The sequence below is a fragment of the Streptomyces cupreus genome, from assembly GCF_014257025.1.
In the GTDB taxonomy this organism is placed as follows: domain Bacteria; phylum Actinomycetota; class Actinomycetes; order Streptomycetales; family Streptomycetaceae; genus Streptomyces; species Streptomyces cupreus.
This window is the reverse complement of the sequence record NZ_JACMSF010000063.1, coordinates 20,246-46,916: the sequence shown is the minus strand read 5'-3', so window position 1 is coordinate 46,916 and position 26,671 is coordinate 20,246. Positions and strand designations below refer to the sequence as shown.

26 protein-coding genes and 2 pseudogenes are annotated in these 26,671 nt (G+C 70.4%); 10 read left to right on the top strand and 18 right to left on the bottom strand.

The features are described 5' to 3' along the window. Positions 1-129 precede the first annotated feature (129 nt). Complete coding sequence (locus tag H4N64_RS36855; RefSeq protein WP_186286952.1) at positions 130-942, bottom strand: hypothetical protein; 813 nt, start codon at positions 940-942, stop codon at positions 130-132. A 118-nt stretch (positions 943-1,060) separates the two neighbouring features. On the opposite strand from H4N64_RS36855, the pseudogene H4N64_RS36850 reads away from it, so the two are divergent. After that, positions 1,061-1,174, top strand: a pseudogene (locus tag H4N64_RS36850) (IS5/IS1182 family transposase); the annotation flags it as partial. A 133-nt stretch (positions 1,175-1,307) separates the two neighbouring features. Continuing rightward, positions 1,308-1,631, top strand: coding sequence for a VOC family protein (locus tag H4N64_RS36845; RefSeq protein ID WP_186286951.1), 324 nt, complete (start codon positions 1,308-1,310; stop codon positions 1,629-1,631). Between the two features lie 130 nt (positions 1,632-1,761). Here H4N64_RS36845 and H4N64_RS36840 read toward each other — a convergent pair whose 3' ends face one another. From H4N64_RS36840 to H4N64_RS36810, 7 genes are all read right to left on the bottom strand, one after another. Continuing rightward, a complete protein-coding gene (locus H4N64_RS36840) occupies positions 1,762-2,178 on the bottom strand; it encodes an aggregation-promoting factor C-terminal-like domain-containing protein (protein WP_186286950.1) in 417 nt (138 codons plus the stop codon). A 337-nt stretch (positions 2,179-2,515) separates the two neighbouring features. Beyond that, positions 2,516-3,346 (bottom strand): ECF transporter S component, encoded by an 831-nt coding sequence (locus tag H4N64_RS36835; RefSeq protein ID WP_186286949.1) that lies wholly within the window; start codon positions 3,344-3,346, stop codon positions 2,516-2,518. Next, on the bottom strand, positions 3,343-5,037 hold the full coding sequence (locus tag H4N64_RS36830; protein WP_186286948.1) for an ATP-binding cassette domain-containing protein: 1,695 nt from the start codon (positions 5,035-5,037) through the stop codon (positions 3,343-3,345). Before H4N64_RS36830 ends, H4N64_RS36835 begins: the two co-directional genes overlap by 4 nt. Continuing rightward, the gene (locus tag H4N64_RS36825) at positions 5,034-6,293 is read right to left on the bottom strand and encodes an energy-coupling factor transporter transmembrane component T (protein WP_260860195.1); all 1,260 of its coding nucleotides are present in this window, start codon (positions 6,291-6,293) and stop codon (positions 5,034-5,036) included. The genes H4N64_RS36830 and H4N64_RS36825 overlap by 4 nt, the downstream gene beginning before the upstream one ends. Then, positions 6,286-6,906 (bottom strand): SCO2322 family protein, encoded by a 621-nt coding sequence (locus H4N64_RS36820; protein ID WP_186286947.1) that lies wholly within the window; start codon positions 6,904-6,906, stop codon positions 6,286-6,288. Before H4N64_RS36820 ends, H4N64_RS36825 begins: the two co-directional genes overlap by 8 nt. Further along, positions 6,903-8,117: a prenyltransferase/squalene oxidase repeat-containing protein gene (locus H4N64_RS36815; protein ID WP_186286946.1), complete on the bottom strand. Its 1,215-nt coding sequence runs from the start codon at positions 8,115-8,117 to the stop codon at positions 6,903-6,905. Before H4N64_RS36815 ends, H4N64_RS36820 begins: the two co-directional genes overlap by 4 nt. 314 nt (positions 8,118-8,431) lie before the next feature. Continuing rightward, on the bottom strand, positions 8,432-9,457 hold the full coding sequence (locus tag H4N64_RS36810; RefSeq protein WP_186286945.1) for an MBL fold metallo-hydrolase: 1,026 nt from the start codon (positions 9,455-9,457) through the stop codon (positions 8,432-8,434). A gap of 129 nt (positions 9,458-9,586) precedes the next feature. Between H4N64_RS36810 and H4N64_RS36805 the strand changes: the two genes are divergently transcribed. Beyond that, complete coding sequence (locus H4N64_RS36805) at positions 9,587-11,044, top strand: aldehyde dehydrogenase (RefSeq protein WP_186286944.1); 1,458 nt, start codon at positions 9,587-9,589, stop codon at positions 11,042-11,044. A 5-nt stretch (positions 11,045-11,049) separates the two neighbouring features. Then, positions 11,050-11,283 carry a ferredoxin gene (locus H4N64_RS36800; protein ID WP_186286943.1) on the top strand — a complete coding sequence of 78 codons (234 nt, stop codon included), beginning with the start codon at positions 11,050-11,052 and terminating at the stop codon, positions 11,281-11,283. 255 nt (positions 11,284-11,538) lie between these two features. Here the strand turns inward: H4N64_RS36800 and H4N64_RS36795 are convergent, their stop codons facing one another. Next, positions 11,539-12,159 (bottom strand): TetR family transcriptional regulator, encoded by a 621-nt coding sequence (locus H4N64_RS36795; RefSeq protein WP_186286942.1) that lies wholly within the window; start codon positions 12,157-12,159, stop codon positions 11,539-11,541. 172 nt (positions 12,160-12,331) lie between these two features. On the opposite strand from H4N64_RS36795, the gene H4N64_RS36790 reads away from it, so the two are divergent. Genes H4N64_RS36790 through H4N64_RS36780 form a run of 3 tightly spaced genes read left to right on the top strand, consistent with a single transcriptional unit; the run spans position 12,332 to position 15,497 of the window. Next, a complete protein-coding gene (locus H4N64_RS36790) occupies positions 12,332-13,687 on the top strand; it encodes a glycosyltransferase (protein ID WP_186286941.1) in 1,356 nt (451 codons plus the stop codon). After that, complete coding sequence (locus H4N64_RS36785) at positions 13,681-14,430, top strand: methyltransferase domain-containing protein (protein ID WP_186286940.1); 750 nt, start codon at positions 13,681-13,683, stop codon at positions 14,428-14,430. The genes H4N64_RS36790 and H4N64_RS36785 overlap by 7 nt, the downstream gene beginning before the upstream one ends. Continuing rightward, on the top strand, positions 14,427-15,497 hold the full coding sequence (locus H4N64_RS36780; protein WP_186286939.1) for a prenyltransferase/squalene oxidase repeat-containing protein: 1,071 nt from the start codon (positions 14,427-14,429) through the stop codon (positions 15,495-15,497). Before H4N64_RS36785 ends, H4N64_RS36780 begins: the two co-directional genes overlap by 4 nt. Positions 15,498-15,624: 127 nt before the next feature. Here H4N64_RS36780 and H4N64_RS36775 read toward each other — a convergent pair whose 3' ends face one another. The 8 genes from H4N64_RS36775 to H4N64_RS36740 all read right to left on the bottom strand — a co-directional run bounded on the left by H4N64_RS36775 (position 15,625) and on the right by H4N64_RS36740 (position 23,013). Beyond that, positions 15,625-15,915 (bottom strand): hypothetical protein, encoded by a 291-nt coding sequence (locus H4N64_RS36775; RefSeq protein ID WP_186286938.1) that lies wholly within the window; start codon positions 15,913-15,915, stop codon positions 15,625-15,627. A 37-nt stretch (positions 15,916-15,952) separates the two neighbouring features. Then, positions 15,953-16,957 (bottom strand): LLM class F420-dependent oxidoreductase, encoded by a 1,005-nt coding sequence (locus H4N64_RS36770; RefSeq protein WP_186286937.1) that lies wholly within the window; start codon positions 16,955-16,957, stop codon positions 15,953-15,955. Positions 16,958-17,050: 93 nt separating this feature from the next. Then, positions 17,051-17,863 carry a DUF5336 domain-containing protein gene (locus H4N64_RS36765; RefSeq protein WP_186286936.1) on the bottom strand — a complete coding sequence of 271 codons (813 nt, stop codon included), beginning with the start codon at positions 17,861-17,863 and terminating at the stop codon, positions 17,051-17,053. A gap of 158 nt (positions 17,864-18,021) precedes the next feature. Beyond that, positions 18,022-18,987: an N-acetylmuramoyl-L-alanine amidase gene (locus H4N64_RS36760; RefSeq protein ID WP_186286935.1), complete on the bottom strand. Its 966-nt coding sequence runs from the start codon at positions 18,985-18,987 to the stop codon at positions 18,022-18,024. Between the two features lie 22 nt (positions 18,988-19,009). Beyond that, on the bottom strand, positions 19,010-19,663 hold the full coding sequence (locus H4N64_RS36755) for a class I SAM-dependent methyltransferase (protein WP_186286934.1): 654 nt from the start codon (positions 19,661-19,663) through the stop codon (positions 19,010-19,012). Positions 19,664-19,742: 79 nt separating this feature from the next. Then, complete coding sequence (locus H4N64_RS36750; protein WP_186286933.1) at positions 19,743-20,900, bottom strand: sialidase family protein; 1,158 nt, start codon at positions 20,898-20,900, stop codon at positions 19,743-19,745. Next, a complete protein-coding gene (locus tag H4N64_RS36745; RefSeq protein WP_186286932.1) occupies positions 20,888-21,388 on the bottom strand; it encodes an RICIN domain-containing protein in 501 nt (166 codons plus the stop codon). Before H4N64_RS36745 ends, H4N64_RS36750 begins: the two co-directional genes overlap by 13 nt. 98 nt (positions 21,389-21,486) lie before the next feature. Beyond that, positions 21,487-23,013, bottom strand: coding sequence for an MFS transporter (locus tag H4N64_RS36740; protein ID WP_260860194.1), 1,527 nt, complete (start codon positions 23,011-23,013; stop codon positions 21,487-21,489). A 153-nt stretch (positions 23,014-23,166) separates the two neighbouring features. On the opposite strand from H4N64_RS36740, the pseudogene H4N64_RS36735 reads away from it, so the two are divergent. From H4N64_RS36735 to H4N64_RS36725, 3 genes and pseudogenes are all read left to right on the top strand, one after another. Continuing rightward, positions 23,167-24,647 (top strand): annotated as a pseudogene (locus H4N64_RS36735) (MFS transporter). A gap of 51 nt (positions 24,648-24,698) precedes the next feature. Next, positions 24,699-25,241, top strand: a complete 543-nt coding sequence (locus H4N64_RS36730) for a SigE family RNA polymerase sigma factor (protein ID WP_186286931.1) — start codon at positions 24,699-24,701, stop codon at positions 25,239-25,241. Continuing rightward, positions 25,238-26,077, top strand: a complete 840-nt coding sequence (locus tag H4N64_RS36725; protein WP_186286930.1) for a hypothetical protein — start codon at positions 25,238-25,240, stop codon at positions 26,075-26,077. Before H4N64_RS36730 ends, H4N64_RS36725 begins: the two co-directional genes overlap by 4 nt. Here the strand turns inward: H4N64_RS36725 and H4N64_RS47005 are convergent. After that, complete coding sequence (locus tag H4N64_RS47005) at positions 25,976-26,590, bottom strand: SPDY domain-containing protein (protein ID WP_418896325.1); 615 nt, start codon at positions 26,588-26,590, stop codon at positions 25,976-25,978. The genes H4N64_RS36725 and H4N64_RS47005 overlap by 102 nt on opposite strands. Between the last annotated feature and the right edge of the window lie 81 nt (positions 26,591-26,671).

Here is a 26,671-nt window from a genome sequence, read left to right as displayed (position 1 = left end):
TAGGGCGGGCCCGGTGCCAGGGGATTTGGGGGCGGAGGGTGAGCCAGGTGCGGAGGTGGTCCGGGCCGGTCATGGGGCGCCCTTTCCCGGTCGAGTTCGGGGACTCCCGGCGTGGAAAGGATCTACCGATCACCGTCGGAAGAACCGGCGTTCGTCCCCGTAGGAGTGGAGGCGGGCGGAGGTGTACGTGTAGTTGGCGGGGTCGGTCGAGGGGGCGGCGTCCGTTTCCAGGGAGGCGGCGAGCTGCTCGGAGACGTCGTGGACGACTGTGTTCTCCGGCGTGGTCCAGCTCTCGAAGCGTCCGCCGATGGCGTCCTCGACGAGGGTGTGGGCGGTGTCCTGGTCGACGTCCCAGCGGGTGAGGAACCAGGTCAGGACCTGACGGCAGTGGGCGTACCAGGCGTCTCCGGAGCCGGTGCGGTCCAGGGAGTGCAGGATCAGCTGGTGAGTGGCGCGTTCCCAGGCGTCGCGGCGGTCCTCGGCGGGGAGTTCGCCGAGGGGGTAGCGGTCGAAGAACCGCCCGAGGAACTCAAGCCAGTCCCGCCACTCGCACAGCGCGGCGGTGACTCGCTCCAGGGTTTCGTCCGGGGTGGTGATGGAGTGCAGGGCACAACACCAGAGGCCCACGGGCCCACCCCCGAGATCCCCCTCGTCATGCGACCAACGCCAGCCGGTGGCCCACAACCCGTACCGCTCGACGAGCGCCGCGGTCATGGCGTCGCCCCACTCCCACCCCACGGTGTGCGCCCAGTTGCTGAGCACCCGGAACTGCGCATAGGCCTCATCCCGATCGGCGAGCCTCTCCCACTCGGGCCGCACGGGCGCCCGCCCGGCGGGCCCCAACGCCCGTACGACATCGACCGCTTCGGCACTGTCGAAGGGATGCGTCGCGGGGTCGACCTCGGTCCAGGTGAGGCGATAGGGGCGAAGTTCCAGGTTCACCGGACGGATGTTCCGTGACGGAGGGCCGCGAACTCAACTGAGTTTCCTTCACCCCCTTCGAGCTTGTAACACGATCTTGTTGAGACGCACTGGTTGAGCGTGACTGGTGTGAGTGATGGAGCTTGGGTTCGGCTCCGGACAGACCTGCTGGCGACGGCTGGAGCGGTGGCAGCAAGCTGGCGTGTCCGACCAGTTGCACCGTGTCCTGATCGCTGAGCTGAACGCGGCCGGCTCGACTGGTCGAGGGCCCTGCGTCGAAGCCCAACCGTGATCGTGTCACGAGCTCTCCGCGTGCGTAGGATGCGCGTGTTGGCCAGGGACCTCTGCCACTGTCCCTACGCGGACCAGCACGAAGGGGCGCCAGGATGGGCATTCGGATCAACGGCATTGTCGTCGACGCCAACGACCCCGACCTTCTGGCCGAGTTTTGGAGTCGGCTGCTCGGTCTGGCGATCACCCGGCGTGAGGATGAATGGATCAGCCTTGGGCCGAACTTCGCCGTGCAGAGGGTTCCGGAGACAAAGAGTGTGAAGAACCGTGTGCACATCGACTTGGTGGCTGACGACTTCGCCCAGGCGGTCGTACTCGCCGCCGAGCTCGGGGCGAGCCCTGTGGGCGAGATGCAGGAAGACCTCTGGCAGGTCTGGCGTGATCCGGAAGGCAACGAGTTCTGTATCTGTGTGTCCTGATGGCAGATGCAGCTACATGGCTCGGAAGCCTCTTGCCGAACGAATCACAAGATCGTGTTACGAGTTCCAAAAAACGAAGCCGCACCCGTGTGGACACGGGTGCGGTTCGGTGTGCGGGGGGCCGCTCGGCTCAGTACCAGCCGTTGGCCTGCCAGAAGTTCCAGGCGCCGCAGGGGCTGCCGTAGCGGTCCTTCATGTAGTCGACGCCCCACTCGATCTGGGTGGCGGCGTTGGTCTTCCAGTCGGAGCCGGCGGAGGCCATCTTCGAGGCGGGGAGGGCCTGGACGAGGCCGTACGCGCCGGACGAGGGGTTGGTGGCGTTCACGTCCCAGCCGCTCTCGTGGTCGACGATGTTGGAGAAGCACTGGTACTGGGCCGAGTCGCCGATCATCTTCTTCGCGGTCGCCTGGGCCGAGGACGCCTCGGACACGGCGGCCTGCGCGGGCGCCGCGGCGAAGATCGAGCCGGCGGCGGCAACAGCCACGGCGGTACCGGCGAGGGCCTTCTTCGGAGTGGCGATGCGGCGGATGACAGAAACGGCGGACAAGGCGGTGACCTTTCGTCGGGGACGGAGTGGCCGCGGCATGCCGGAACCACGCGGTGTGTGGCGGGGACATGCGTCGGCGCCGAGGCCCGTGGGGCTCGTCGGCGCCGTGCGACGTCATCCAGAGAAGCAGGCCGGGAGGGGGTCCGCAATGACCCCTTTTGCTAGTTGTGGTCGTATGTGGGGTGCATGCTTCTCGTGTGACGTGGCTCTCAATGTGCAGGTCAGAACCCATTTTGGTGTGGACATGGCGTCCGGTTTGTCCGACTAGGCCGTGTAGTAGGTGATCTGGGTCATGTGGGGTGGTTCACCGTGGTGCTGACGGTGTGCTCCCGGGGGCTTACGCAGCGGGTCCGTCGAATGTGACCGGCGCCTCGAAAGCGGCCCTTCGCGTGGCCCGGCGGAGCGCCTTGAGGATCGCCGGGCCGAGGGTGAGGGTCAGGACGACCGTCACCAGGGCTCGGCCGAGGTCCCAGCCGAGGGAGGTGGTCAGGCAGTACACGATGAAGCGCGCCAGGTTGGCGAGGACGCCCGCGTCCGGGTCGTAGGCGATGTTCGAGGCCTGTTCCCGCAGGAACGGCCAGCCCGCGAGGTTCGTCATCGCGCCGTAGGCGAAGGCGGCGACGAAGCCGTACGCCGCGATCATCAGGCGCTCGGGGAGGCCGCGGAGCCGGTCCGGGGCCGGGAGCAGGCCCGCGCCCATCGTGAACCAGCCCATCGACAGCATCTGGAACGGCATCCACGGTCCGACCCCGCCCGTGAGCAGCGCCGAGGCGAACATGCTGAGCGAGCCGAGCACGAAGCCGAAGCCCGGGCCGAGGACCCGGCCGCTCAGCAGCATCAGGAAGAACATCGGCTCGATGCCGGCCGTGCCCGCGCCGATGGGCCGTAGGGCCGCGCCCGTCGCCGCCAGTACGCCCAGCATCGCCACCGCCTTCGGGCCCACGCCGGACTCGGAGATCGTCGCCGCAACCACCGCGACCAGGAGGACCAGCAGGCCCGCGAACAGCCACGGGGCGTCTTGCGCATGGGCGCTCGCCTGGGAGTCGGGTGGGGCGAAGAGGGGCCAGCCGATCGCGCCCAGGCCGACCGCGCTGACGAGGACGAGGGCGGCGAGGGATCGGGGGCCGAGGCGGATCGGACGGGACTGGGGGGTCGGCGGCGGGGTCATGCGAGGGCCTGCCTGACCTGGGCGACCGTGAGCCAGTGCTGGGGGGCGAGGATTTTGGTGACCTGGGGGGCGAAGGAGGGGGACGACACCACGACCTCCGCTGTCGGGCCGTCGGCGATCACCTCTCCTTCGGCGAGGAGGAGCACTCGGTGGGCCAGTTCTGCGGCCAGTTCCACGTCGTGGGTGGCCAGGACTATGGCGTGGCCCTCGGCCGCGAGTGCCTTCAGGACGGTGACCAGGCGGGCCTTCGCCGCGTAGTCCAGCCCTCGGGTCGGTTCGTCGAGGAGGAGCAGGGGTGGGCGGGCGGTGAGGACGACGGCCAGCGCGAGCGCCAGGCGCTGGCCCTCCGAGAGGTCCCGGGGGTGGGTGTCGTCCGTCACGCCGGGGAGCAGCTCGGTGACGAGTGTGCGGCAGGTGCCGGGGGTGGCGTTCGCGTCGGCGTCGGCTGCGGTGCATTCGGCGGCGACCGTGTCCGCGTAGAGGAGGTCCAGGGGTTCTTGCGGTACGAGGCCTACTTGGCGGACGAGGGTGGGGGGTGCGGTGCGGTGGGGGGTTACACCGCCTACCTGGACTGTGCCCTTGGTGGGTTCGAGCAGGCCGACCAGTGCGCTGAGCAGGGTCGACTTTCCTGCGCCGTTGCGGCCCATGAGGGCGACGGTCTCGCCGGGGGTGATGGTGAGGTCGATCTTGCGGAGCGCTTGGACGTGTTCGCGGGTGATGGCGAGGGCTTGTACTTCGGCGGTGTAGGGGGATCGGGGCGTGCTGGGGGCGCGTCGAAGCCAACGGCGGGTGGGGGGTGTCGTTTCTCGGCGGCTGCGGGTCGGCTGCGGCTGGTCGCGCAGTTCCCCGCGCCCCTTGGGGGTGTTGCTGTCCCGCTGCTCAAGTTGTTCCCGTAGGTCCGCCGCCCTCCGGCGGGCGTCCCTCACCGTCAGCGGCAGCGGGGTCCAGCCCGCCAGGCGGCCCAGGTCTACGACCGGTGGGGTTACCGGGGAGATCGCCATGACGTCCGCCGGGGTGCCCAGTACCGGTGCCGCTCCCGGGGACGGGAGCAGGGCCACCTGGTCCGCGTACTGGATGACTCGTTCCAGGCGGTGTTCCGCCATGAGGATCGTTGTGCCGAGGTCGTGGACCAGGCGCTGGAGGACCGCCAGGACCTCTTCCGCTGCTGCCGGGTCCAGGGCGGAGGTCGGTTCGTCGAGGATCAGGACCTGGGGGTGGGGGGTGAGCACCGAGCCGATCGCCACGCGCTGCTGTTGGCCGCCCGAGAGGGTCGCTATCGGGCGGTTGCGGAGGTCGGACAGGCCCAGGAGGTCGAGGGTCTCCTCCACCCTGCGGCGCATGACGTCCGGGGCCAGGCCCAAGGACTCCATGCCGTACGCGAGTTCGTCCTCGACCGTGTCCGTCACGAAGTGGGAGAGGGGGTCCTGGCCCACTGTGCCTACTACGTCGGCGAGTTCGCGGGGTTTGTGGGTGCGGGTGTCCCGGCCGGCCACGGTTACTCGGCCTCGGAGGGTGCCGCCCGTGAAGTGCGGGACCAGGCCGCTCACCGCGCCGAGGACCGTGGACTTGCCCACGCCGGACGGGCCCACCAGGAGGACGAGTTCGCCTTCCGGGACCTCGAAGTCGACATTCTGGACGGTGGGTTCGCTCTGGCCGTCGTACGTCACGGAGACGTTCTCGAAGCGGATCACGACGGCTCCTTCGGGGTGGGGACGATGGCCGCCGGGAGCAGGCCGAGGAGGATCGCCGCGGCGGGCCAGAGGGGGAGGGTGGGGGCGGTCAGGGGGATTACGCCCGGTTCGAGGGCGGTGGGGTTCGTCGCTGCGGCGGTGAACAACAGGGCGGCTACTGCTGCGCCGGAGGCCGTGACCAGCCAGGCCCGTGCGTCCCAGGGGTCCGGGCGGTAGCGGGTGCGGGTGGCTCGGCGGCCGCCCAGGCGCAGGCCGATGAGGGCCCCGGTGAGGCCGGTGAGGAGTACGGGGAGACCGTACGTGCCGCCTTCCGCCGTCAGTACGCCGTACGTGCCCGCGCAGACGCCGAGCAGGCCGCCGAGGGTGAGGGCGGTGGTGGTACGGCGTACGGCTGGGGGGACGTCGGTAGTGCGGCCGTAGCCTCTCGCGTCCATGGCGGCGGCGAGGGCGACCGAGCGTTCCAGGGCGCCTTCCAGTACCGGGAGGCCGACCTGGACCAGGCCCCGGATCCCGTTGTCCGGGCGGCCCCTCAGGCGGCGGGCGGCTCGTAGGCGTTGGACGTCCGCGATGAGGTTGGGCGCGAAGGTGAGGGCTACCACTACCGCTACGCCCATTTCGTACAGGGCGCCGGGGAGGCACTTGAGGAGACGGGTGGGGTTGGCGAGGGCGTTCGCCGCTCCTACACAGATGAGGAGGGTGGCCAGCCGCAGGGCGTCGTAGAGGGCGAAGACGATGCCCTCCGCGTGTACCCGGCCGCCTATGCGGATGCCCTGGGCCCAGTCGGGGAGGGGGATTTCGGGGAGGGCGAGGAGGGTGTGGGTGCCGGGGATGGGGGAGCCGAGGAGGATGGCGAAGGTGAGGCGGATGAGGATGACGGCGAGGGCGAGCTTGACGAAGGCGTTGTAGGAGCGGGACCAGGGGGTGTTCTGGCGGCAGGTCGCTACGACGTACGCGGATGTCGCTATGAGGAGCGCGAGGAGAAGGGGGTTGGTGGTGCGGGTGGCTGCGGTGCCCAGCGCCAGCGCCCAGAGCCACCAGGCACCGGGGTGCAGGGGTGCGCGGGGTTTTGGCGGGAGTGGGGTCGGATCGCTCGCCGACGCCTGCCGAGTGCCGCTGCGTTGGCAGCGGGCGCCGTCCCCGCGGCACGACTGCCCGCAGCTACGCAGGCGCGCGGGTGCGCCGCTGCGTGGGTGGGCGTCGGCGCAGCGGCACGGCTGCCCGGAGGCACGCTGGTTTTCCCGGCCAGGCCTATACATGCCTGCGTCGGCGTGCCTGCCAGAGTGCTGCCGCTCCCAGGGTTGCCACGCCCGCCACGCCTGCCCATAGGCCCACGGACGGGGTGTCGGTCTTCTCTGTGCTCTTGTTCGTCGTCTTCGCCACCTGTTCTCCGCAACCCGCGCTCGGGTAGCCCGCGATGGCGCACAGCAGGGCGTTGGAGTCGTAGCGGAGGGGTTTGGCCACCGAGGCCAGGGCCTCCGCTGTTGTCGCGTCCTCCGCGACCCGGGCGCAGGCCGTTCGCTGCTTCGGCGGGGTTTCTCCTGACGGGGACTCCGACTTCGTGCCGAAGTCGATCACCAGGGCCACCCTCTTCTTGCCGTCCTGCGCGGGCGTTCGCGCGCAGATCGTGCCGAAGGTCGCCGTGCCGCGTGGAGTGGCCGCGTCCGACGAGTCCTCGCTCAGGGTGAAGCGGAAGCCCTGGACGTCACCGTCCGAGGGGACCGCCGTGGAGGGGCCCTGGGTGGCGTACATCCAGGACGCGCCCTCGCGGTCCCAGAAGGACCAGTAGCGGTAGCCGGCGGCCTGCGCCGAGGGGGCGGCCACCCACAGGGCGAGCGCAGCAACCAGCAGGGCACACGCCCGGCGCCTCACAGCCGCTGTCCCTTGTTGCGGCCGGAGATCAGGAAGCCGACGCCGATGCCCGCGACCAGGCCGACTCCGATGATCCACCAGACGCTGACGCCGCCCTCGTCGTCCTCCTTCTCCGCGGCCTTCTCGGCCGTATTCTGCGTCTTCGGCTCCGGGCCCGTCGCGTTGAGCTGCTTCACCAGGTCCGTGCCGCCGAAGTCACGCGGGTCCGACCCGGCCGCGTCCGCCGCGAGGATCAGCTGGGCGTAGGCCGCGGGGCCGTTCTGCTTCGCCCAGTCCGCGGAGTTCCGCTCAAGCCAGGTCAGGGGCTTCTGCGCCGCCTTCGGACCGCCCGTCACGGCGAGGGCGACGACCGCGTCCGCGGTGTTGCCGTAGTCGGGCTGGTCCTCGGCGCCGGCGAGCGCGGACTTGAGGTAACCGTCCTTCTGAAGCGTCTCGGCAAGGTACGAGGCGCCGTTGGCGGCGGCCTGGTCCGGGTCCGGGTGGGCGGCGTCGGCGCAGGTGAGGTCCGTGTCGGCGGCGGCCTTCGCCGACCCCATGCTCATGCCCTTCATCCCGAGCACGGCAGCCGCCGTAGCGTCCGCGTTGGCCGCCAACTTGCCCTTCTTGTCCGGCTGGTAGGCGAAGGCGCCACCGTCCGGGCAGGGCAGGGCCAGCTCGCGCAGGGCGTCGTAGGGCGACTTGCCGCCGTTGTCGACCGTCTCGGGGTCCTGGCCCACGGCGTTGAGGGCGCCGATGACGACCGAGGTCGAGTTGGCGTCGCTGGCTCCGCCGGGGGTGTAGCCCCAGCCGCCGTCCTTGTTCTGCTCGGACTTCAGCCAGTTGACGGCCTTCATGGCGTCGTCCATGTGGTCGCCGTCCCCGGCCACGGACAGGGCCTGGGCCGCGGCCGCCGTGCTGTTGGTGTCGACCATGACCTTGGCGTCACAGGCCTTGGCGGGCTCGGCGCGGAACGCCGCGAACGCCCCGTTCGCGCACTGCTGGCCGAGCAGCCAGTCGACGGCCTTGGCGGCGGGCTTCACGTCCGACTCGTACTGCGCGATCAGCGCGAGGGACTGGCGCCAGACGCCGTCGTACGTCGGGTCGGTGGTGCCGTACAGGCCGGAGGGGATCGCCATGGACGGCGACGGGGACGGGGACGCGGCCATGACGGGCGTGGCCGTGCCGATCACGGCGGTGGCGGCCAGGACCGCGGCGCTGCGGCGGACGTTCATGATCGGCGGGTGCCTCTCCCTGAGGGGAGCCGGGCAGCACGGGACGACCCCGGGCGGCTCGGCTCCGCAGACCTCGACGGTGCCGTACGGCGGCGGGCTGCCGACGTACGTGAGCCGTTCACGTGACCGTGCGGGGCAGTCCGGCTCGCAGCGCTTGCGGGCTGCTCACGGTTGCGGGTCAGCGCCGGGTTTGCACCGGCTTCCCCCCGTACGGGTGTGGTGACGACGCGGCTACTCTACCGGCCCGTAAGGAAGCGGCTGGGGGAGGCTGTGAGCGGGGGTGCGTTCGACGCGAAGGGTCCCGTAGTGAACCGTCATACGGCGGTGTACGTCACCGGGTCGCTCCCCGGTACCGCCTCCGCCGTGCCCAGCTTCACCAGTCGGCGCAGGTGGGACTCGGTCTCCGAGACCGCGATGTTCCTCGATCCGTAGGGGATTTGGTCCCAGGGGCGGTTCCACTCCATGCGTTCGGCCAGTTGCCAGGCGGTGAGAGGGGTGGAGATGAGGGTGAGGAGGTCGGTGAGGCGGGCCTCGTGGTGGGTGAGCAACTGGCCTACCCGGACCCCCGCATTGGTGAACGCGTGCTGGTGGGCCGGGAGGATTTCGGCGGGGGACAGGCGGGCGACGCGTTCCAGGGAGTCGAGGTAGTCGCCGAGGGGGTCGGTGACGGTGGTGTCGTCGGGGTCCTCGTAGAGGCCGATGTGGGGGGTGATCTCCGGGAGGACGTGGTCGCCGGAGAACAGGCGGCCGTTGCCGGGGAGTCGGTCCGGGTGGGCCTCCTCAAGGTGCAGGCAGACGTGGCCCGGTGTGTGGCCCGGGGTCCAGATCGCGCGCAGGCGGCGGCCGGGGAGATCGAGGAGTTCGCCGGGGACGATCTCACGGTCCGGGAGGGCGGGGGAGAGGCCCGGCAGGGTACGGCGGCGGGCGCCGCGCAGGGGCGCCACGTGTTCCTCCGGGGCGCCGGCCGCGGTGAGCTTCGCCGCCATGTACGTGAACCAGCGCTCGGGTTCGGCCGAGCGGGTGCGGCGCACGATCGCCGTGTCCGCCTCGTGCATCGCGATCCAGGCGCCGGAGGCCTCGCGCACCTTGCCGGACAGGCCGTGGTGGTCGGGGTGGTGGTGGGTGATGACCACGCCGTGGATCTCGGCGACGGCGGTACCGCAGGCCGTCAGGCCCTCGGAGAGGGTGTCCCAGGAACCCGGGTCGTCCCAGCCGGTGTCGATCAGCACCGGGCCCCGGTCGGTGTCGACGACGTACACCAGCGTGTGCCCGAGAGGATTGTCCGGGATGGGGACCCGGACGGACCGTACGCCCCCGCCATGATCGTACGTCTTCGTCATCTGCCCTCCGCCTCACGGCCATTGCCCACTATAACTAGAACTGGTATCAGTTCTGAAACAACGTCAGAAATCAAGCGGCCCAACCAAATCCGACCAGGGAAACCGCCAGCTCCGCAGGAGGCGTCGGCCATGACCGAGCTCGTGGAACACGGACAGCTGTTCATCGGCGGGGAGTTGACCGACCCCCTCGGCAAGGACTTCATCGAGGTTGTCTCGCCACACACGGAGGAGGTCATCGGGCGGGTGCCGCACGCCTCCACCGGTGATGTGGACCGGGCGGTGGCCGTGGCGCGGAAGGCCTTCGACGAAGGGCCCTGGCCGCGTATGTCCCTCGACGAGCGGATCGCGGTCGTCAGCCGGATCAAGGACGCCATCGCCGTGCGGCACGAGGAGATCGCCCGCGTCATCTCCTCCGAGAACGGCTCCCCGTACTCCTGGAGCGTCCTCGCGCAGGCGCTCGGCGCGATGATGGTGTGGGACTCGGCGATCACCGTCGCGCGGAACTTCGGGTACGAGGAACACCGCGACGGAGTCCTCGGCAAGATCCTCGTACGGCGCGAGCCCGTCGGGGTCGTGGCGGCCGTGGTCCCCTGGAACGTCCCGCAGTTCGTCGCCGCAGCCAAGCTCGCGCCCGCGCTGCTCACCGGCTGCACGGTCGTCCTGAAGCCGTCGCCCGAGTCGCCGCTCGACGCCTACCTCCTCGCCGAGATCGCGACGGAGGCCGGGCTGCCGGAGGGGGTCCTCTCCATCCTTCCCGCCGACCGTGAGGTCAGCGAGTACCTCGTCGGGCACCCCGGGATCGACAAGGTCTCCTTCACCGGCTCGGTCGCCGCCGGCAAGCGCGTGATGGAGGTCGCCGCGCGGAATCTGACGCGCGTGACCCTGGAGCTGGGCGGCAAGTCGGCGGCGGTCGTGCTGCCGGACGCGGACGTCGACACCGCGGTGGCCGGCATCGTCCCGGCGGCCTGGATGAACAACGGACAGGCCTGTGTCGCCCAGACCCGCATCCTCCTGCCGCGCTCCCGCTACGACGAGTTCGCCGAGGCCCTCGCCGCCGCCGCGAAGGCCCTCGTCGTCGGCGACCCGCTCGACCCCGCGACCCAGGTCGGCCCCCTGGTCGCCCGGCGCCAGCAGCGGCGCAGCCTCGACTACATCCGCATCGGCCAGGAGGAGGGCGCCAAGATCCTCACCGGTGGCGGGCGTCCGCCGGGCCTGGACAAGGGCTGGTACGTCGAGCCGACGCTCTTCGGCGACGTCGACAACTCCATGCGGATCGCCCGCGAGGAGATCTTCGGGCCCGTGATCTGCCTGCTCCCCTACGGCGACGAGGCCGAGGCCGTGAAGATCGCCAACGACTCCGAGTACGGGCTCAGCGGCAGCGTCTGGACGGCCGACGTCGAGCGCGGCATCGAGGTCGCCCGCCAGGTCCGTACCGGCACCTACTCGGTCAACACCTTCAGCCTCGACATGCTCGGCCCCTTCGGCGGCTACAAGAACTCCGGTCTGGGGCGGGAGTTCGGGCCCGAGGGATACGGCGAGTACCTCGAACACAAGATGATCCATCTCCCCGCGGGCTGGGAGGCGTAGCAGGGATGGGAGACCGCTGGCACGTCGAGGTCGACCGGTCCGTCTGCATCGGCTCGGCCCAGTGCGTCCACCGAGCCCCCGACGGGTTCCGGCTCGACACAGCCCGCCAGTCCCACCCGGTCGAGCCGGAGACCGACGCCCACGAGGAGATTCTGGCGGCGGCGGAGACCTGCCCGGTGGAGGCGATCGTGATCACGCTGCTGGGGAGCGGGGAGCCGGTCTTCCCGCCGGAGGACTAGATCAGGTTTCACCCGAAAAAAGTTCCACTTTGGGTGGTTCTTTCTTCGGTTGAGTGTTCTATTCTGAAACTAGACCTACGGGATGAGTGAGGGAGTCCGAACCGGAGTAGCCGACTCGGCGGAAAGCAACGCTTACGCCGCTGCCGACGTCGACGGTCCGGGCTGAGAGGCCAGAAGGCAGCAGTCGGGCCGGATGGCGACCCCTAGTACCTGATCCGGGTAATGCCGGCGCAGGGAACCCGTCTCGTAGGTCGTTCATGTGTCCGTGGGGGCCGTGAGATCGATCAGCCGGCACACCGTCTCGATGTCGATCTTCACCTGGGCGATGGACGCACGCCCCGAGAGCCAGGTGATCAGCGCCGAGTGCCAGGTGTGCTCGATGACCCGCACCGCGGACAGCTGCTCCGGCGTCGGGTTCTCCTGCCCCATCGCGTCCAGGATGATCACCGTCGTCTGCCGGGACACCTGGTCCACCTCGGGCGACACACTGCGGTCCGCGAAGGTCAGCGCGCGGACCATGGCGTCGGCCAGATGCGGCTCGCGCTGGAGGGCGCGGAAGGCGCGCATCAGCGTCTCCGCGACCCGCTCCGCCGGGGTGTCGCCCGCGGGCGGCTTCTTCCGCAGGGTGCCGTGCATGTGCTCCAGCTGGTCCTGCATCGTGGCGACCAGCAGATGGATCTTGGACGGGAAGTAGCGGTAGAGGGTGCCGAGCGCCACCTGTGACGACTCCGCCACCTCCCGCATCTGCACCGCGTCGAAACCGCCCCGGCTGGCCAGCTGCGCGCTCGCGTGCAGGATGCGGCGGCGGCGCGCCTCCTGCCGCTCGGTGAGGGGCGGGGTGACCGGTCTCGCGGTACTGGCTGCCACCTTGTCCACCTTGTTCCCCTCACCGTGGCGCGACCGTGGCGTGAATCACCTGATCCACTGCTCACGCCGCCTCTACCTGCCGGTAGATTCGGAGCCTCTTGAACGATCAAGTCTGTAACTTGTTCTAGATTAGCGTCCCGGCGTAATGTCGCGGGACAGTGCAGGGAGAAGGGGGCCCAGAGTGACCGCTGAGGCCAGTCGGACGGGTTCCCCCAAGGAGCCCGCCGCGGACGGCGAGCGACCTCTCGACATCGCGCTTCTCACCTATAAAGGGAACCCGTTCTGCGGCGGCCAGGGCGTCTACGTCCGCCACCTCTCCCGCGAACTGACCCGCCTCGGCCACCGGGTCGAGGTCATCGGAGCCCAGCCGTACCCGGTCCTCGACGAGGGCGTCCCGCTCACCGAGCTGGCCAGCCTCGACCTGTACCGCCAGCCCGACCCCTTCCGCACCCCCAAGCGCGGCGAGTACCGCGACTGGATCGACGCACTGGAAGTGGCGACCATGTGGACCGGCGGCTTCCCCGAGCCGCTGACCTTCTCGCTGCGCGCCCGCCGCCATCTGCGCGCCCGGCGCGGCGAGTTCGACGTCGTCCACGACAACCAGACCCTCGGATACGGGCTGTTGGGCGACGTGGGCGCCCCGCTCGTCACCACCATCCACCACCCCATCACCGTGGACCGGCGGTTGGAGCTGGACGCGGCCGAGGGCCGGCGGCGCCGCTACTCGGTGCGCCGCTGGTACGGCTTCACCCGCATGCAGAAGCGCGTCGCGCGCCGCCTGCCGTCCGTCCTCACCGTCTCCGGCACCTCCCGCGCCGAGATCGTCGACCACCTCGGGGTGCGCGAGGACCGTATCCACGTCGTGCACATCGGCGCCGACACCGATCTGTTCTCGCCGGACCCGTCCGTCCCGCAGATCCCCGGCCGGATCGTCACGACCTCCAGCGCCGACGTCCCCCTCAAGGGACTCGTCTTCCTCGTCGAGGCGCTCGCGAAGGCACGCACCGAACACCCCGACGCCCACCTCGTCGTCGTCGGCAAGAAGCCCGAGGAGGGCCCGGTCGCGCAGGCCGTCGAGCGCTACGGCCTCGAAGGCGCCGTCGAGTTCGTCAAGGGCATCTCGGACGCCGAACTGGTCGACCTGGTCCGCTCGGCGCAGGTCGCCTGCGTGCCGTCGCTGTACGAGGGCTTCTCCCTGCCCGCCGCCGAGGCCATGGCCACCGGCACGCCCCTGGTCGCCACGACCGGCGGGGCGATCCCGGAGGTGGCCGGCACGGACGGCGAGACCTGTCTGGCGGTGCCGCCCGGCGACGCGGGCGCGCTGGCCGGCGCACTGAGCCGGCTCCTCGGCGACCCCGAACTGCGGCTGCGGCTCGGCCGCGCCGGCCGGGAGCGGGTGCTACGGCACTTCACGTGGGCGCGCGCCGCGGAGGGCACGGTGGCCCACTACCGCGAGGCCATCGCCCGCTCCGCGCCTGCCAGGACCACCTCCGCCGGTCCCACCAGCAACTATTCCGAAAGCAGGGCCACGTGCTGACCGTCGACTTCTCCCGGTTCCCGCTCGCCCCGGGCGACCGTGTCCTGGACCTCGGCTGCGGTGCCGGGCGGCACGCGTTCGAGTGCTACCGGCGCGGCGCCCAGGTCGTCGCGCTGGACCAGAACGGCGAGGAGATCCGCGAGGTCGCGACGTGGTTCGCGGCGATGAAGGAGGCGGGCGAGGCACCCGAGGGCGCCACCGCGACGGCGATGGAGGGCGACGCACTGGCCCTGCCCTTCCCCGACGAGTCCTTCGACGTCGTGATCATCTCCGAGGTCATGGAACACATCCCGGACGACAAGGGCGTACTCGCCGAGATGGTCCGGGTGCTCAAGCCCGGCGGCCGTATCGCCATCACCGTCCCGCGCTACGGCCCCGAGAAGGTCTGCTGGGCGCTGTCCGACGCCTACCACGAGGTCGAGGGCGGCCACATCCGCATCTACAAGGCGGACGAACTGCTCGCGAAGATCCGCGAGGCAGGGCTCAAGCCGTACGGCACCCATCACGCGCACGCGCTGCACTCGCCGTACTGGTGGCTGAAGTGCGCGTTCGGCGTCGACAACGACAAGGCGCTGCCGGTGAAGGCGTACCACAAGCTGCTGGTCTGGGACATCATGAAGAAGCCGCTCGCCACCCGGGTCGCCGAGCAGGCGCTGAACCCGCTGATCGGCAAGAGCTTCGTGGCGTACGCCACCAAGCCGCATCTGCCCCGTCTTTCCGAGAACGAGGCGGACGCCAAGTGACCACCCCCCGGACAGAACACCTCGTCCTGCCCGGGGTCCTCACCGCAGAGCAGGCCGCCGCGACCGTCGCCGGACTGCTCGCCGTACAGCGGGAGGACGGCGCCATCCCGTGGTTCCGGGGCCATCACCTCGACCCCTGGGACCATGTCGAGGCGGCCATGGGCCTGGACGCGGCCGGAGAGCACAAGGCCGCCGAACGGGCCTACGAGTGGCTCGCGCGGCACCAGAACGAGGACGGCTCCTGGTACGCGGCGTACCAGGACGGAGCCTTCGACGACATCACCGACCGGGGCCGGGAGACGAACTTCGTCGCCTACATAGCCGTAGGAGTGTGGCACCACTACCTCTCCACCGGCGACGACACCTTCCTCGACCGCGTGTGGCCGACCGTCTACGCGGCGACCGAGTTCGTGCTGCGGCTCCAGCAGCCGGGCGGGCAGATCGGCTGGCGGCGGGAGGACGACGGTACGGCGACGACGGACGCGCTGCTGACCGGCTCGTCCTCGATCCACCACGCCCTGCGCTGCGCCCTCGCTATCGCCGAGCAGCGCGAAGAGCCCCAACCCGACTGGGAGTTGGCGGCCGGAGCGCTTCGGCACGCGATCCGACGCCACCCGGAGCGGTTCCTGGACAAGGACCGCTACTCGATGGACTGGTACTACCCGGTGCTCGGCGGTGCTTTGACCGGCGCGGAGGCCAAGGCGCGGATCGAGGAGTCCTGGGACCGCTTCGTCGTGCCGGGTCTCGGGGTGCGGTGCGTCGTCCCCAACCCGTGGGTGACGGGCGGCGAGTCGGCCGAACTCGCCCTGGCCCTGTGGGCGATGGGCGAGTCCGACCGGGCGCTGGACATCCTCCAGTCGATCCAGCATCTGCGGGACGAGGAGACCGGCCTGTACTGGACGGGGTACGTCTTCGAGGACGCCGCGATCTGGCCGCGGGAACTGACGACCTGGACAGCCGGTTCCCTGCTGCTCGCGGTCGCGGCGCTCGGCGGCCACGAGGCGACCTGCCAGGTCTTCGGCGGCGACCGTCTGCCGACGGGGTTGGATCCGGACTGCTGCGCCTGACCTAAGCAGGTCGGGTGAAGTCCGCTGCGGTTCGGCAGCGCCCCGAAGGGGCGCGGGGAACTGCGCGACCAGCCACGACGGTGCGGCAGCGAACCGACGGCTCATCGCGGCACTTCCAGCGGAGCGCTCAGTGGCGGTGGACCCGGTTTGCGATGGCGTGGCCGATGAACAGGTACACCAGCGCGGCGAGACCGTATCCCGCCACGACCCTGGCCCACGCGTCGTCGAACGTGAACAGGTCGTGGGACCAGCCCGCCAGCCAGCGGGCCGCGTCATGGATGAACTGCACGAAGTCGTTCGCGCGGTTCGCGTCCAGCAGGTACATCAGGATCCACAGGCCCAGGATCAGGGCCATGATGTCGGCGACGATCGCGATGACCGTGCCGGCCTGATGGGCATTGCGATATCGAGGGGACATGCCCCCCGGGTAGCCGCTCGGACGCGAACGAAACGCGTCACGAGTTGAGTTCCGCCAGCACGCGCAGCGACTCCTCGTCCGGCGCGAGCGCCAGCAGGTCCGTCACCGGGCCCTTGCGCCACAACTCCAGCCGCTCGGCGATCCGTTCACGCGGCCCGACCAGGGAGATCTCGTCGGCGAAGGCGTCCGGTACGGCGAGCACGGCCTCCTGCCGGTGCCCTTCGAGGAACAGCCGCTGGATCCTGCGGGCCTCCTCCTCGAAACCCATGCGAGCCATGAGGTCGGCGTGGAAGTTGCGGGCCGCGTGACCCATGCCGCCGATGTAGAAGCCGAGCATGGTCTTTACCGGGAGCAGGCCTTCGGTGACGTCGTCACAGACCCGGACTTGGGCCATGGGGGCGACCAGGAAGCCCTCCGGCAGGTCGGGGATCGCGTACGCCTCGGGGCGGGTCGGCGACCAGTACAGCGGGAGCCAGCCGTCGGCGATACGCGTGGTCTGGGCGACGTTCTTCGGGCCCTCGGCGCCGAGAAGGACGGGGAGGTCGGGGCGGAGGGGGTGGGTGATGGGTTTGAGGGGTTTGCCGAGGCCGGTTGCGTCCTCACCCTGGTAGGGGAGGGGGTGGTAGCGGCCGTCGAGCTGGACGGGGGCTTCCCGCCTGAGGACTTGCCGTACGACATCGACGTACTCCCGGGTCGCGGTCAGCGGCGACTTCGGGAAGGGGCGGCCGTACCAGCCCTCCACCACCTGCGGCCCGGACAGCCCGAGCCCGAGCATCATGCGGCCGCCGGAGAGATGGTCGAGGGTGAGGGCGTGCATGGCGGTGGTGGTGGGGGAGCGGGCGGCCATCTGGGCAACGGCCGTGCCGAGCTTGATCCTTGAGGTGTGGGAGGCGATCCAGGTGAGCGGGGTGAAGGCGTCTGAGCCCCAACTCTCGGCGGTCCAGACGGAGTCGTAGCCGAGGCGTTCGGCCTCCTGGGCGAGCGCCATGTGCGCGGGGGAGGGGCCGCGCCCCCAGTAACCGAGCGCGAGACCGAGCCGCATGCCTGCCTCCTGACGGTGTGTCAGCCGGGGGAGGCGACTGTACGACAACGGCCCCTCACCGGGAAGGGTGAGGGGCCGTGACCGTGAGCTGTGTCAGCCGCGCTGGATACCGCTGGTGTCCTGAAGGACACCGCGACGGCCGTCCTGCGTCTGCGCGATCAGGCTCGGGCCGCGCTGCTCCACGGCCAGGTACCAGGTGCCGGGCGCGAGTTCGGCGATCGGCGTGGGCGAGCCGTCCTCGGCGAAGAGGGGGCGCGGCACCGGAACGGCGAACCAGAACGGGGAGAAGTCCCCGGCCGGAGCGGGCGCCTGCGGCTGGCCCGGCCCCGGCTGACCGCCGAAGGGCTGCCCGGCCTGCGGCTGGGCGCCGTAGGGCTGACCCGGCTGCGGCGTCGGCTGCTGGGCGCCGGGGTAGCCGTAACCACCCTGCGGCTGACCGCCGTAGGGCTGCGGGGCCGCGGGGCGGGGGGCCGGGACGAGGGCGGCCTGGAGGGCGGGGAGCAGGGGGCTCGCGACGGCGGCGCCGGCCAGCAGAAGGGCGGCGATCAGACCGAGGATGAGGCCGGAGCCCACCTCGACGTCGAATCCCTCCGTGTCGATCGACCCCGCCGGGTCGATGATCGTCCAGAAGGAGGTCCACGCGGCGAACACGGTCAGCGCGACGCCGAGCTGGCCGAGGTCGAGGCCGACGACCTTGCGGGGCTGCGGCAGCGCGCGGGCAACGACGATCAGGACCGCGCCTGCGATGCCACCGACGTACATGCTCATCAGCAGGCCGAGGTTGTCCCAGGCGTTGGGAATGTTGCTGCCGTCGCCGCCGTAGGTGTTGAGGAACGACGCGACGAACAGCAACACCGCTGCTCCGATCACCACGCCGTCGCCTCGAGTGAGGGAGCGGATATTCACTTCAGGTCCTTCGTAGGTCGTCTCGTCATCGGTAGAGGCGTCGCTGTCACCATGTCGCCGTCAGGCCCCGGTGTGAAGCGCGGGGGTGGCCCCTCATCGTAGGGACGACACTATCGTCCGTACGATCAGGCTGTCCGCCGGGATCAAGGTGCTGATCGCTACGCGCGCAGGAAACTCACAATTCCATCAGAGATCCCCTGCGCCGCCTTCTGCCGCCAAGTACCGCTGGTCAGCTGTGCCGCGTCCTTGGTATCGCGCATGTTGCCGCACTCGATGAACACCTTGGGAACCGTTGACAGATTGAGACCGCCAAGGTCCTTACGCGTGACGAGTCCGGTGCCGTCGCCGACGTAGTTGGAGGGCGCGCTGCCGGTGACGCGGACGAAGTTGCCCGCGATGCGCTCGCCGAGGTCGCGCGAGGAGGCGACGATCGGGCGGGTGTCCGCGGCACCGGAGTTCACCGTGCCGGGAAGGATGACGTGGAAGCCGCGGTTGCCGGTCCCGGATCCGTCGGCGTGGACCGAGACGACCGCGTCGGCATGGGCCTCGTTGCCGATCTCGGCCCGCTCGTCGATGCAGGGGCCGTACGAACGGTCGCCGTCCTGGGTCAGTTTCACCGTCGCGCCCTGCTTCTCCAGCAGCGTGCGCATGCGGTGGGCGACGTCCAGAGTGAACTTGGCCTCCGTGTACCCGGAGTTCGTGGACGTGCCAGTGGTGTCGCACTCCTTGTAGCCCGTGCCGATGTCCACCTTGCGGTTGATCTCGGCGGTGTGTTGGAAGTTGGCCGGGTTGTGGCCCGGGTCGATGACGACGACCTTGTCCTTGAGGGGGCCGGAGGCGGCGGGAGCGGAGCTCGGCGAGCTCGTCGTGGGGCTCGGGCTCGGCTTCTCGTCGTCGGCGGGGGAGGACTCGGTAGGGGAGGACTCGGTGGCGGAGGACACCGTCGCCGACGGCGTCCGTACCGCCGCCGACTCCGAGCCGCCGTCCCCGTCACCCACGGCGCCGAGCCCCTCGTACACCACCCACCCCAGCAGCGCGCCCGGCACGAGCGCGGCGAGGGCCATGGTCAGGGGGCGGCGCCGGGGGCGACGGGGCGGTTCGAATTCAGGGCCTGCGTACGACACGTCAGCGACTCTAACCGCGGCCTCAGATCCCCGCCCCCGTTCGCCGCAGCACGCGCAGCGAGTCGGTGACGGAGATCTCCTCGAACGCGCCCGACTCCAGCGCCCGCAGGTACACGCGGTACGGGGCCTGGCCGGTGAACTCGTCGACCGGGTCCGGGAACACGTCGTGGATCACCAGCAGGCCGCCCTCGGCCACATGGGGGGCCCAGCCCTCGTAGTCCGCGGTGGCGTGCTCGTCGGTGTGGCCGCCGTCGATGAAGACCAGGCCGAGGGGGGAGGACCAGACCTTCGCCACCTGCGGGGAGCGGCCGACCAGGGCGATCACGTGCTCCTCCAGGCCCGCCCGGTGGAGGGTCCTGCGGAAGGTCGGCAGCGTGTCCATCAGGCCGATCTCGGGGTCGACCGTCTCCGGGTCGTGGTACTCCCAGCCCGGCTGCTGCTCCTCGCTGCCGCGGTGGTGGTCGACCGTGAGGGCGCTCACCCTGGCCGCGCGGGCCGCGTCGGCGAGCAGGATCGTGGAGCGCCCGCAGTAGGTGCCGACCTCCAGCAGGGGCAGACCGAGCCTGCCCGCCTCCACGGCAGCCGCGTACAGGGCCAGGCCCTCGTCCGCGGGCATGAACCCCTTCGCGGCCTCGAACGCGGCCAGGATCTCGGGCTTGGGGGCGGCCGGGGTCATGGGGGGCCTTTCGGTCGTACGAGCGTCTGGGCGCCCCCATGCTGCCGTACCCCCGGACAGGGGTACGGCAGGGGGTGGGTCAGCTGGCGTCCGAGATGTCCAGCTTGTTCACCTTGATGCGGGAGGTGTCGAACTCCCAGACGACGTAGAACTTGCCGGGCGCGTACTCGTCGGCCATGGCGTAGGTGTCCCAGCCCGCGCCCGTGGTGCCCGCCTGGTCGGGGTCCTCGTCGGCTGCCGCGCCGTTGGCGAAGAACTTGCCCGCGCTCCAGGCCGCGCCCGCCCGCTTGGTCTTGTAGTTGAGGACGTCACGGTTGGCGGCGGTGTTGTGGATCGACAGGTACCGGCCGGTGCTGTCCTTGATGAACTGGACCTTCACGTTGTAGCTCGGGATGTTGTTGTCGAGCGTGAAGGGCGTCCAGGTCAGACCGCCGTCGGAGCTGGTGGCGGTGGCGGCGCGGGTGTAGGCCGCGTCGCTGCGGGCGACCATGACGAGCTTGTTGGGGTCGTCCTGGGAGACGGCGACCTGCGACTCGCCGGGCTTGAGGGCGCTCGGGTCCGGGACGACGCCGCCGGCCGTCCAGGTCTTCAGGTCCGAGGAGATCAGTACGCCGTTCTGCCGGTCCGAGGCCCAGAAGGGGATGACGTGCTTGCCGTTGGCGAGCTGGGTCGGGCGGCCGGCGATGATGAGGTTGGCGAAGCCCTCGTCCGCGGTGGTGTCCGGGAGGTCGAGCGGCATGGTGACGGGGTAGTCCTGCCAGGTGTGGCCCTCGTCGGTGCTCCGCTTGACGACGATGGCGTCGATCGGGAGGCCGTTCTTGTTGGTGCTGGAGGCCTTGGTCCGGCCCATGTAGGCGAAGAGTTCGGTGCCCGTCTGGTAGAGGACGACGAAGTGCCAGGTGTGCTCGCTGGTCTCCTGGGCGAGGACCTTGGGGTGGCTCCAGTGCGCGCCGCTGTCGGTGGTGTAGGCGTACCGGATGTAGCCCTGGTCGACCTTGCCGGGGACGGTGCCCTCGCGCCAGGCCACGACGGCGTTGGTGGAGCTGGTGGCGATGATGTCGGGGGTGCGAGGGCCGTCGCCCTCGGTCACGGCGTCGATATGGGCGACGGACTCGCCCGAGGTGCCCTCGGCGGAGGCCGGTCCGGGCAGCAGCAGGCCGGTCAGTACGGCGAGGACGAGTGCGGTCAGGAGCGCGGTCCAGGCGCGCTTGCGGGTCATCAGGGTCACCACAGCCATTGCTGGTCCTTGTTGGTGGAGCAGGTCCACTGGATGGCCTGCACGCCGGCGGTCGGGCTGGAGCTGGGGATGGCGAGGCAGAGGTTGCTGTTCTTGTTGACCAGCCGCTCGTCACCGTCGTGCACCCAGACCTGCTCGGTGCCGGTGCCGCACGGCCACTGGATGGCCTTGGCGCCCGGATCGGTGTTCCCGCTGCCGATGGCCAGGCACTGGCCGCTCGCCTTGTTGACCACGTGGTAGCCGCCGGTGACGGGCTCCAGGGACCAGAAGTTGCTGTCGCTGTAGCTGCACGTCCACTGGATCATCACGGTGCCGGGGTCCGGGTCGGAGGCCGGGTTGGCCAGGCACAGCCCGGTGCCCTGGTTGAACAGGCGGGCGTCGGGAACGGCTACGGCGGCCTCGGCGGCGGAGGCCGAGCCGGTCAGCGACGAACCCGTGAGCAGGGGCGCGCAGATGAGGGCGGCGGCCGCCCTTCTTCTCAGGTTCATGCCAGGGAAGACTGCGCGGATGAAAGCCACCCGCCGTTAACGGCGGGTGGATCTCAGGAGAAGAGATCTTCTCGAGTTGATCAGGATGTGCCGCAGGCTCAACTGCCGTCCCGTGCACGGGCGATCGGGGCGACCTCGGCGTCCAGGACCCGGCCGCGCAGTACGTCTTCGGCGCGGGCCAGGTTGGCGTCCTCCTCGCTGCTGGCGCGCAGTTGGGGCGCGCGGTTCGGCTTCGGCAGGAACAGGGCGAGCAGCAGGCCGATCGCCACCGCGCCGGTCGCGATCAGGAAGGAGACACGGAAGCCGTGCATGGTCGGGATCTCCACGCCGTTCACGGTGTTCGCCGTGTTGGCCAGCACCATGCCGATGACGGCGCTGGAGACGGACGTACCGATGGAACGCATCAGCGTGTTCAGGCCGTTGGCCGCGCCGGTCTCGGAGGCCGGGACCGCGCCGACGATCAGCGCGGGCAGTGAGGAGTAGGCGAGGCCGATTCCGGCGCCGAGGAGGACGGCGATGACGAGGGACTGCCAGGCGGCGCTCATCAGGCCGAGTCCCGCGCCGTAGCCGACAGCGATGATCAACAGGCCCAGGATCAGGGTGAACTTGGGGCCGTACTTCGCCGAGAGGCGGGCGTAGACGGGGGCCGTGAACATCATCGTCAGGCCCAGCGGGGCGACCAGCAGGCCCGCGACGACCATCGACTGGCCGAGGCCGTAGCCGGTGGACTCGGGGAGCTGGAGGAGCTGGGGGAGGACCAGGGAGACGACGTAGAAGGAGACGCCGACCATGATCGAGGCGAGGTTGGTGAACAGGACGGCCGGGCGGGCGGTGGTGCGCAGGTCGACCAGCGGGGCCTTGGTGCGCAGCTCGTAGACGCCCCACAGCAGGAGCACGACGACGGAGGCGGCGAACAGGCCGAGCGTGGTGGCGGAGGTCCAGCCCCAGTCGCTGCCCTTGGTGATCGGCAGCAGGAAGAGGACCAGGCCGGTGGAGAGGCCGAGCGCGCCCGGCAGGTCGAAGGAGCCCTCGGCGCGCATCGGGGACTCCGGTACGGCGAGGAGGGTGAGGGCGATGGCGAGGACACCGAGGCCGGCGGCGCCGTAGAAGAGGGCGTGCCAGTCGGTGTGCTGGGCGACCAGGGCCGCGGCGGGCAGCGCGAGTCCGCCGCCGACGCCGATGGAGGAGCTCATCAGGGCCATCGCCGAGCCGAGCTTCTCGCGGGGCAGCATGTCGCGCATCAGGCCGATGCCGAGCGGGATGGCGCCCATCGCGAAGCCCTGGAGGGTACGGCCGACGATCATCGGGAGCAGGGCGCTGGTGACGGCGCTGACCAGGGCGCCGGCCACCATCACGGCGAGGCTGAGCACCAGCATGCGCCGCTTGCCGTACAGGTCGCCGAGGCGGCCCATGATCGGGGTGGCGACGGCGCCGGAGAGAAGGGTGGAGGTGAGGACCCAGGTGGCGTTGCTGGGGGAGCTGTCCAGCAGTTGCGGCAGGTCCTTGATGACCGGGACGAGCAGGGTCTGCATCACCGCGACCACGATGCCCGCGAAGGCGAGAACGGGGACCAGTGCCCCCTTGGCCGATCTTCCGGTGGGCTGCTCGTTCGTCGTACGTGTCATGTGTAGCTTGAACTCGGTGCGCCGGGGCAACTATTCCGATGCTTTGGCTTACTAACGAATTCTTGACCTGCTCTTGACGGACGGGCCTACGGGCTTCGGGGTCTGCGGGCCTAGTCCGAAATCCCGATGCCAGGAGTGTCCGGGGTTGAGAGCATGACAGGCATGCTCGAAGCCGCCAGAGTGACCCCCGTGCCCCGTCGTGCCGTGCCGCCCGCCTGGGCGGTGGTGGCGCTCGCGTGCGCGGGGCAGTTCCTGGTCGTCCTCGATGTGTCCGTGGTGAACACGGCGCTGCCGTCGATGCGGACCGGGCTCGGGCTGAGCGAGCAGGGACTTCAGTGGGTGGTGAACGCCTACGCCATCGCCTTCGCCGGGTTCATGCTGCTCGGCGGCCGGGCCGGTGACCTCTACGGGCGCAAGCGGATGTTCCTCGTCGGGCTCGGCCTGTTCACGCTGGCCTCCCTCGGCGGCGGACTCGCCCAGGACGACTGGCAGCTGCTGCTCGCCCGAGCGGTACAGGGACTCGGCGCGGCCGTACTGGCACCGGCGACTTTGACGATCGTCACCTCGGCCGTGCCGGAGGGCGCGGCCCGGGCGCGGGCGATAGCGACCTGGACCGCGGTGGGCGCGGGCGGCGGCGCGGCGGGCGGGCTGGTCGGCGGACTGCTGGTCGAGATCCTGTCCTGGCGCTGGGTGCTGCTGATCAACGTGCCGATCGGCGCGGTGGTGCTCTTCGGGGCCGCCCGGTACCTGGCCGAGAGCCGCGCGGGGGACGGACGCCGGCTCGATCTGCCGGGCGCGGTGCTGGTGACGGCGGGGCTCGCGACCCTGGCGTACGGGATCTCGCAGACCGAGGCCGAGGGCTGGACGGCGACGGCCACGCTGGTGCCGCTGGTCGCCGGGCTCGTCATGATCGGACTGTTCCTCGCGGTGGAGGCGCGGACGGCGGCGCCGCTGATGCCGCTCGGACTGCTCGCGCGCCGCGCGGTGTCCTCGGCGAACGTGTCGATGTTCCTGTGCGGCTCGTCCATGTTCTGCATGTGGTTCTTCATGACGCTGTACGCGCAGAACGTGCTCGGCTACACCCCGCTGGAGGCCGGTCTCGCGCTGGTGCGAGCTCGCTGGCCGTGATCGTCGGCTCCAAGCTCGCGCCCCGACTGATGCCCCGGCTCGGCGCGCGCAACCTGGCGGCGCTCGGCACGGTGGTGGCGGCGGCCGGATTCGCCTGGCAGTCGCGGTTGACCGTGGACGGCGGCTACCTCACGGCGATCATGTTCCCGGGGATCCTGATGATGCTCGGCGCCGGTCTGACGGCGACCCCGCTGGCCGCGCTCGCCACCTCGGGGGCGCCGCCACAGGAGGCAGGACTGGTGTCCGGGCTGGTCAACACCTCCCGCGTGATGGGCGGTTCACTGGGGCTCGCGGTGATGTCGACGATCGCGGCGGCCCGGACGGAGAGCAGCTCCGGCGCTACGGCGCGGGCGCTGACGGAGGGCTACGCGCTGGTGTTCCGTACGGGGGCTGGGGTGCTGCTGGCGGGGACGCTGCTGATGCTGGTGTGGCTGCCGCGGAAGGTGTCGGTGGAGACGTCGTCGGAGATTACGCCGGAGAAGCCGGTGGAGAAGTCGGCGGAGTGAGGCAACGGTCCGGGACCCTCATGGACTCCTTTATTCATCTAGGAGGTGCCCATGGGGGAACGCACACAGGAGCGGGACGAGGAGTTCCAGCACTTCGTCACCGGCCGCTGGCCGCGGCTGATGCGCACGGCATTTCTCCTCACGGGGGAGCAGCACGCCGCGGAGGACCTGGTCCAGTCGACGCTCGAACAGGTCTATGTGGCCTGGCGCAGGGTCGGTTCGGCCGACGAACCGGAGGCGTACGTACGGCGCGTGATGATCAACGCCCACGCACGCAAGCACCGCAGACGGCTCAGGGAGTTCCTGGCGCCCAAGGACGACTCGGGCCTGGTCCACGAGGTCGCCGACACCGGTGACCGCATCGCCCAGGCCGACGACCGCAACGCCCTGCTGAAGGCGCTCGCCCAACTGCCGCCCCGGCAGCGGGAGGCGGTCGTGCTGCGCTACTGGGAGGACCTGACCGAGACCCAGACGGCGGAGGCGATGGGCTGTTCCGTCGGCGCGGTCAAGAGCAACGCGGCCAAGGGGATCGCGAAACTGCGCGCCATACCGGGCCTGGCGGAGACGGTGACGTACGGAGGGCGGATGCGATGAGCGCGGACCGGGAGACGAACCTCGACATGACACACAGGGACATCGCCCTCCTGCTGGCCGAGGCGGCGGACGAGGTCGAGATCGGTATAGCCCCCACCCAGTCGGTGATCCGGGGCGGCCGCCGACGCAGAGCGCGGCGGTGGGCGGTGGCCGCGGCCACGGCGCTGGTTATCGCGGGGACGTCGGGCGCGGTGGCGGTGGCGGGGCTGCCGGGCGGCGGAGACCAGGGGCAGGTGGCCACGCAGCCCTCGCCGTCGGAGGAGCGGGACCTGTCGGCGCCGTACCGGACCACGCTGGCGACCGGGACGGACGAGGGCAAGGAGTGGTCGGTGTTCGTGGACGTGTGGCCGACGCCGCGCAACGAGGCGGAGGCGGACACGGTGTGGAACGCCCTGACGGAAGCCCACGGCACCCCGCCGGACGCCAAGGTGCCCTCCGACCTGATCGGCACGGTCACCTACTTCGTGAAGCGCAGCTATGGAGGGGAGACATCGGGGGTGATGGAAAACAGGATCCCGGCGACGGAGTCGATGCTGGGCTCGGACCTCCAGACTGCCGCGATTCCCCTGGTGCCGGACACCGACGGCCCGCAGCGCCTGGTCATCGGCCAGGTGGCCAAGACGGCCCAAGGCGTGGTCTGTGAGTGGAAGGACGGTACGAGCACGGAGGTGGGCCGCGCCGGGAAGGGCGAGGAGGTCAGCACGGACGAGGAGCTGATCCGCTCCGCCGAGGGGTCACCGGTGGACTGGTTCGTTTGCCTGGCGCCGAAGGACACGTCCCACAAGGAAGTGCTGGTCCGTGTGCTTCCGTTGCCGGAGGGCGCCCAGAAGTCCTAGGGCGCACATCGAGTCGTGATCAATCTGCGGGATTCGCCTGCGTGGCGGAGTCTGGACCGGTAGACGTTCGTGCGTGACGCGAGTGCAACTGACGGCGGGCACTCCGCCCCGTCCTTGTGATGGGCGATCAGAGGGGCGCGGTGGTGGGCCAAGACAGCTTCTCCTTGTGGAGAGGGCATGGGGGAAGGAGCGGTCGGCCCAGAGACGTCCGGGCCGACCGATGACGTGGTGTGGATCAGGCGGGGTGAGGGTGAGATACGCCTCGGCGCCTCGGGGCAGTTCGTAGCGGTCGACCGGGTTCGGGTCGGCGAGCGCGGTGGTGAAGGCGGCGAGGATGCTGGTCGGTGTGGTGTCGTCGAAGGAGGCCGCCCACTGCGCCGGGGCGTCGTAGTCGAGACGGGCGGTGGCCAGCCAGCGGGCGGGCGCGTGGTCCGAGTGACCGTCGTAGCCAGGTACTTGGTGGGTAAAGCGGGCCTGAAGTCGCGGCGCGTGATAGGTACGAGGCTGCTCGATCGGTTCAGGAGACCATCCGGCGCGGCGAGAGGGGCGACGACCGCCGCGTCATCGGCCTCGGTCCGAGCGGGGCATCGCAGC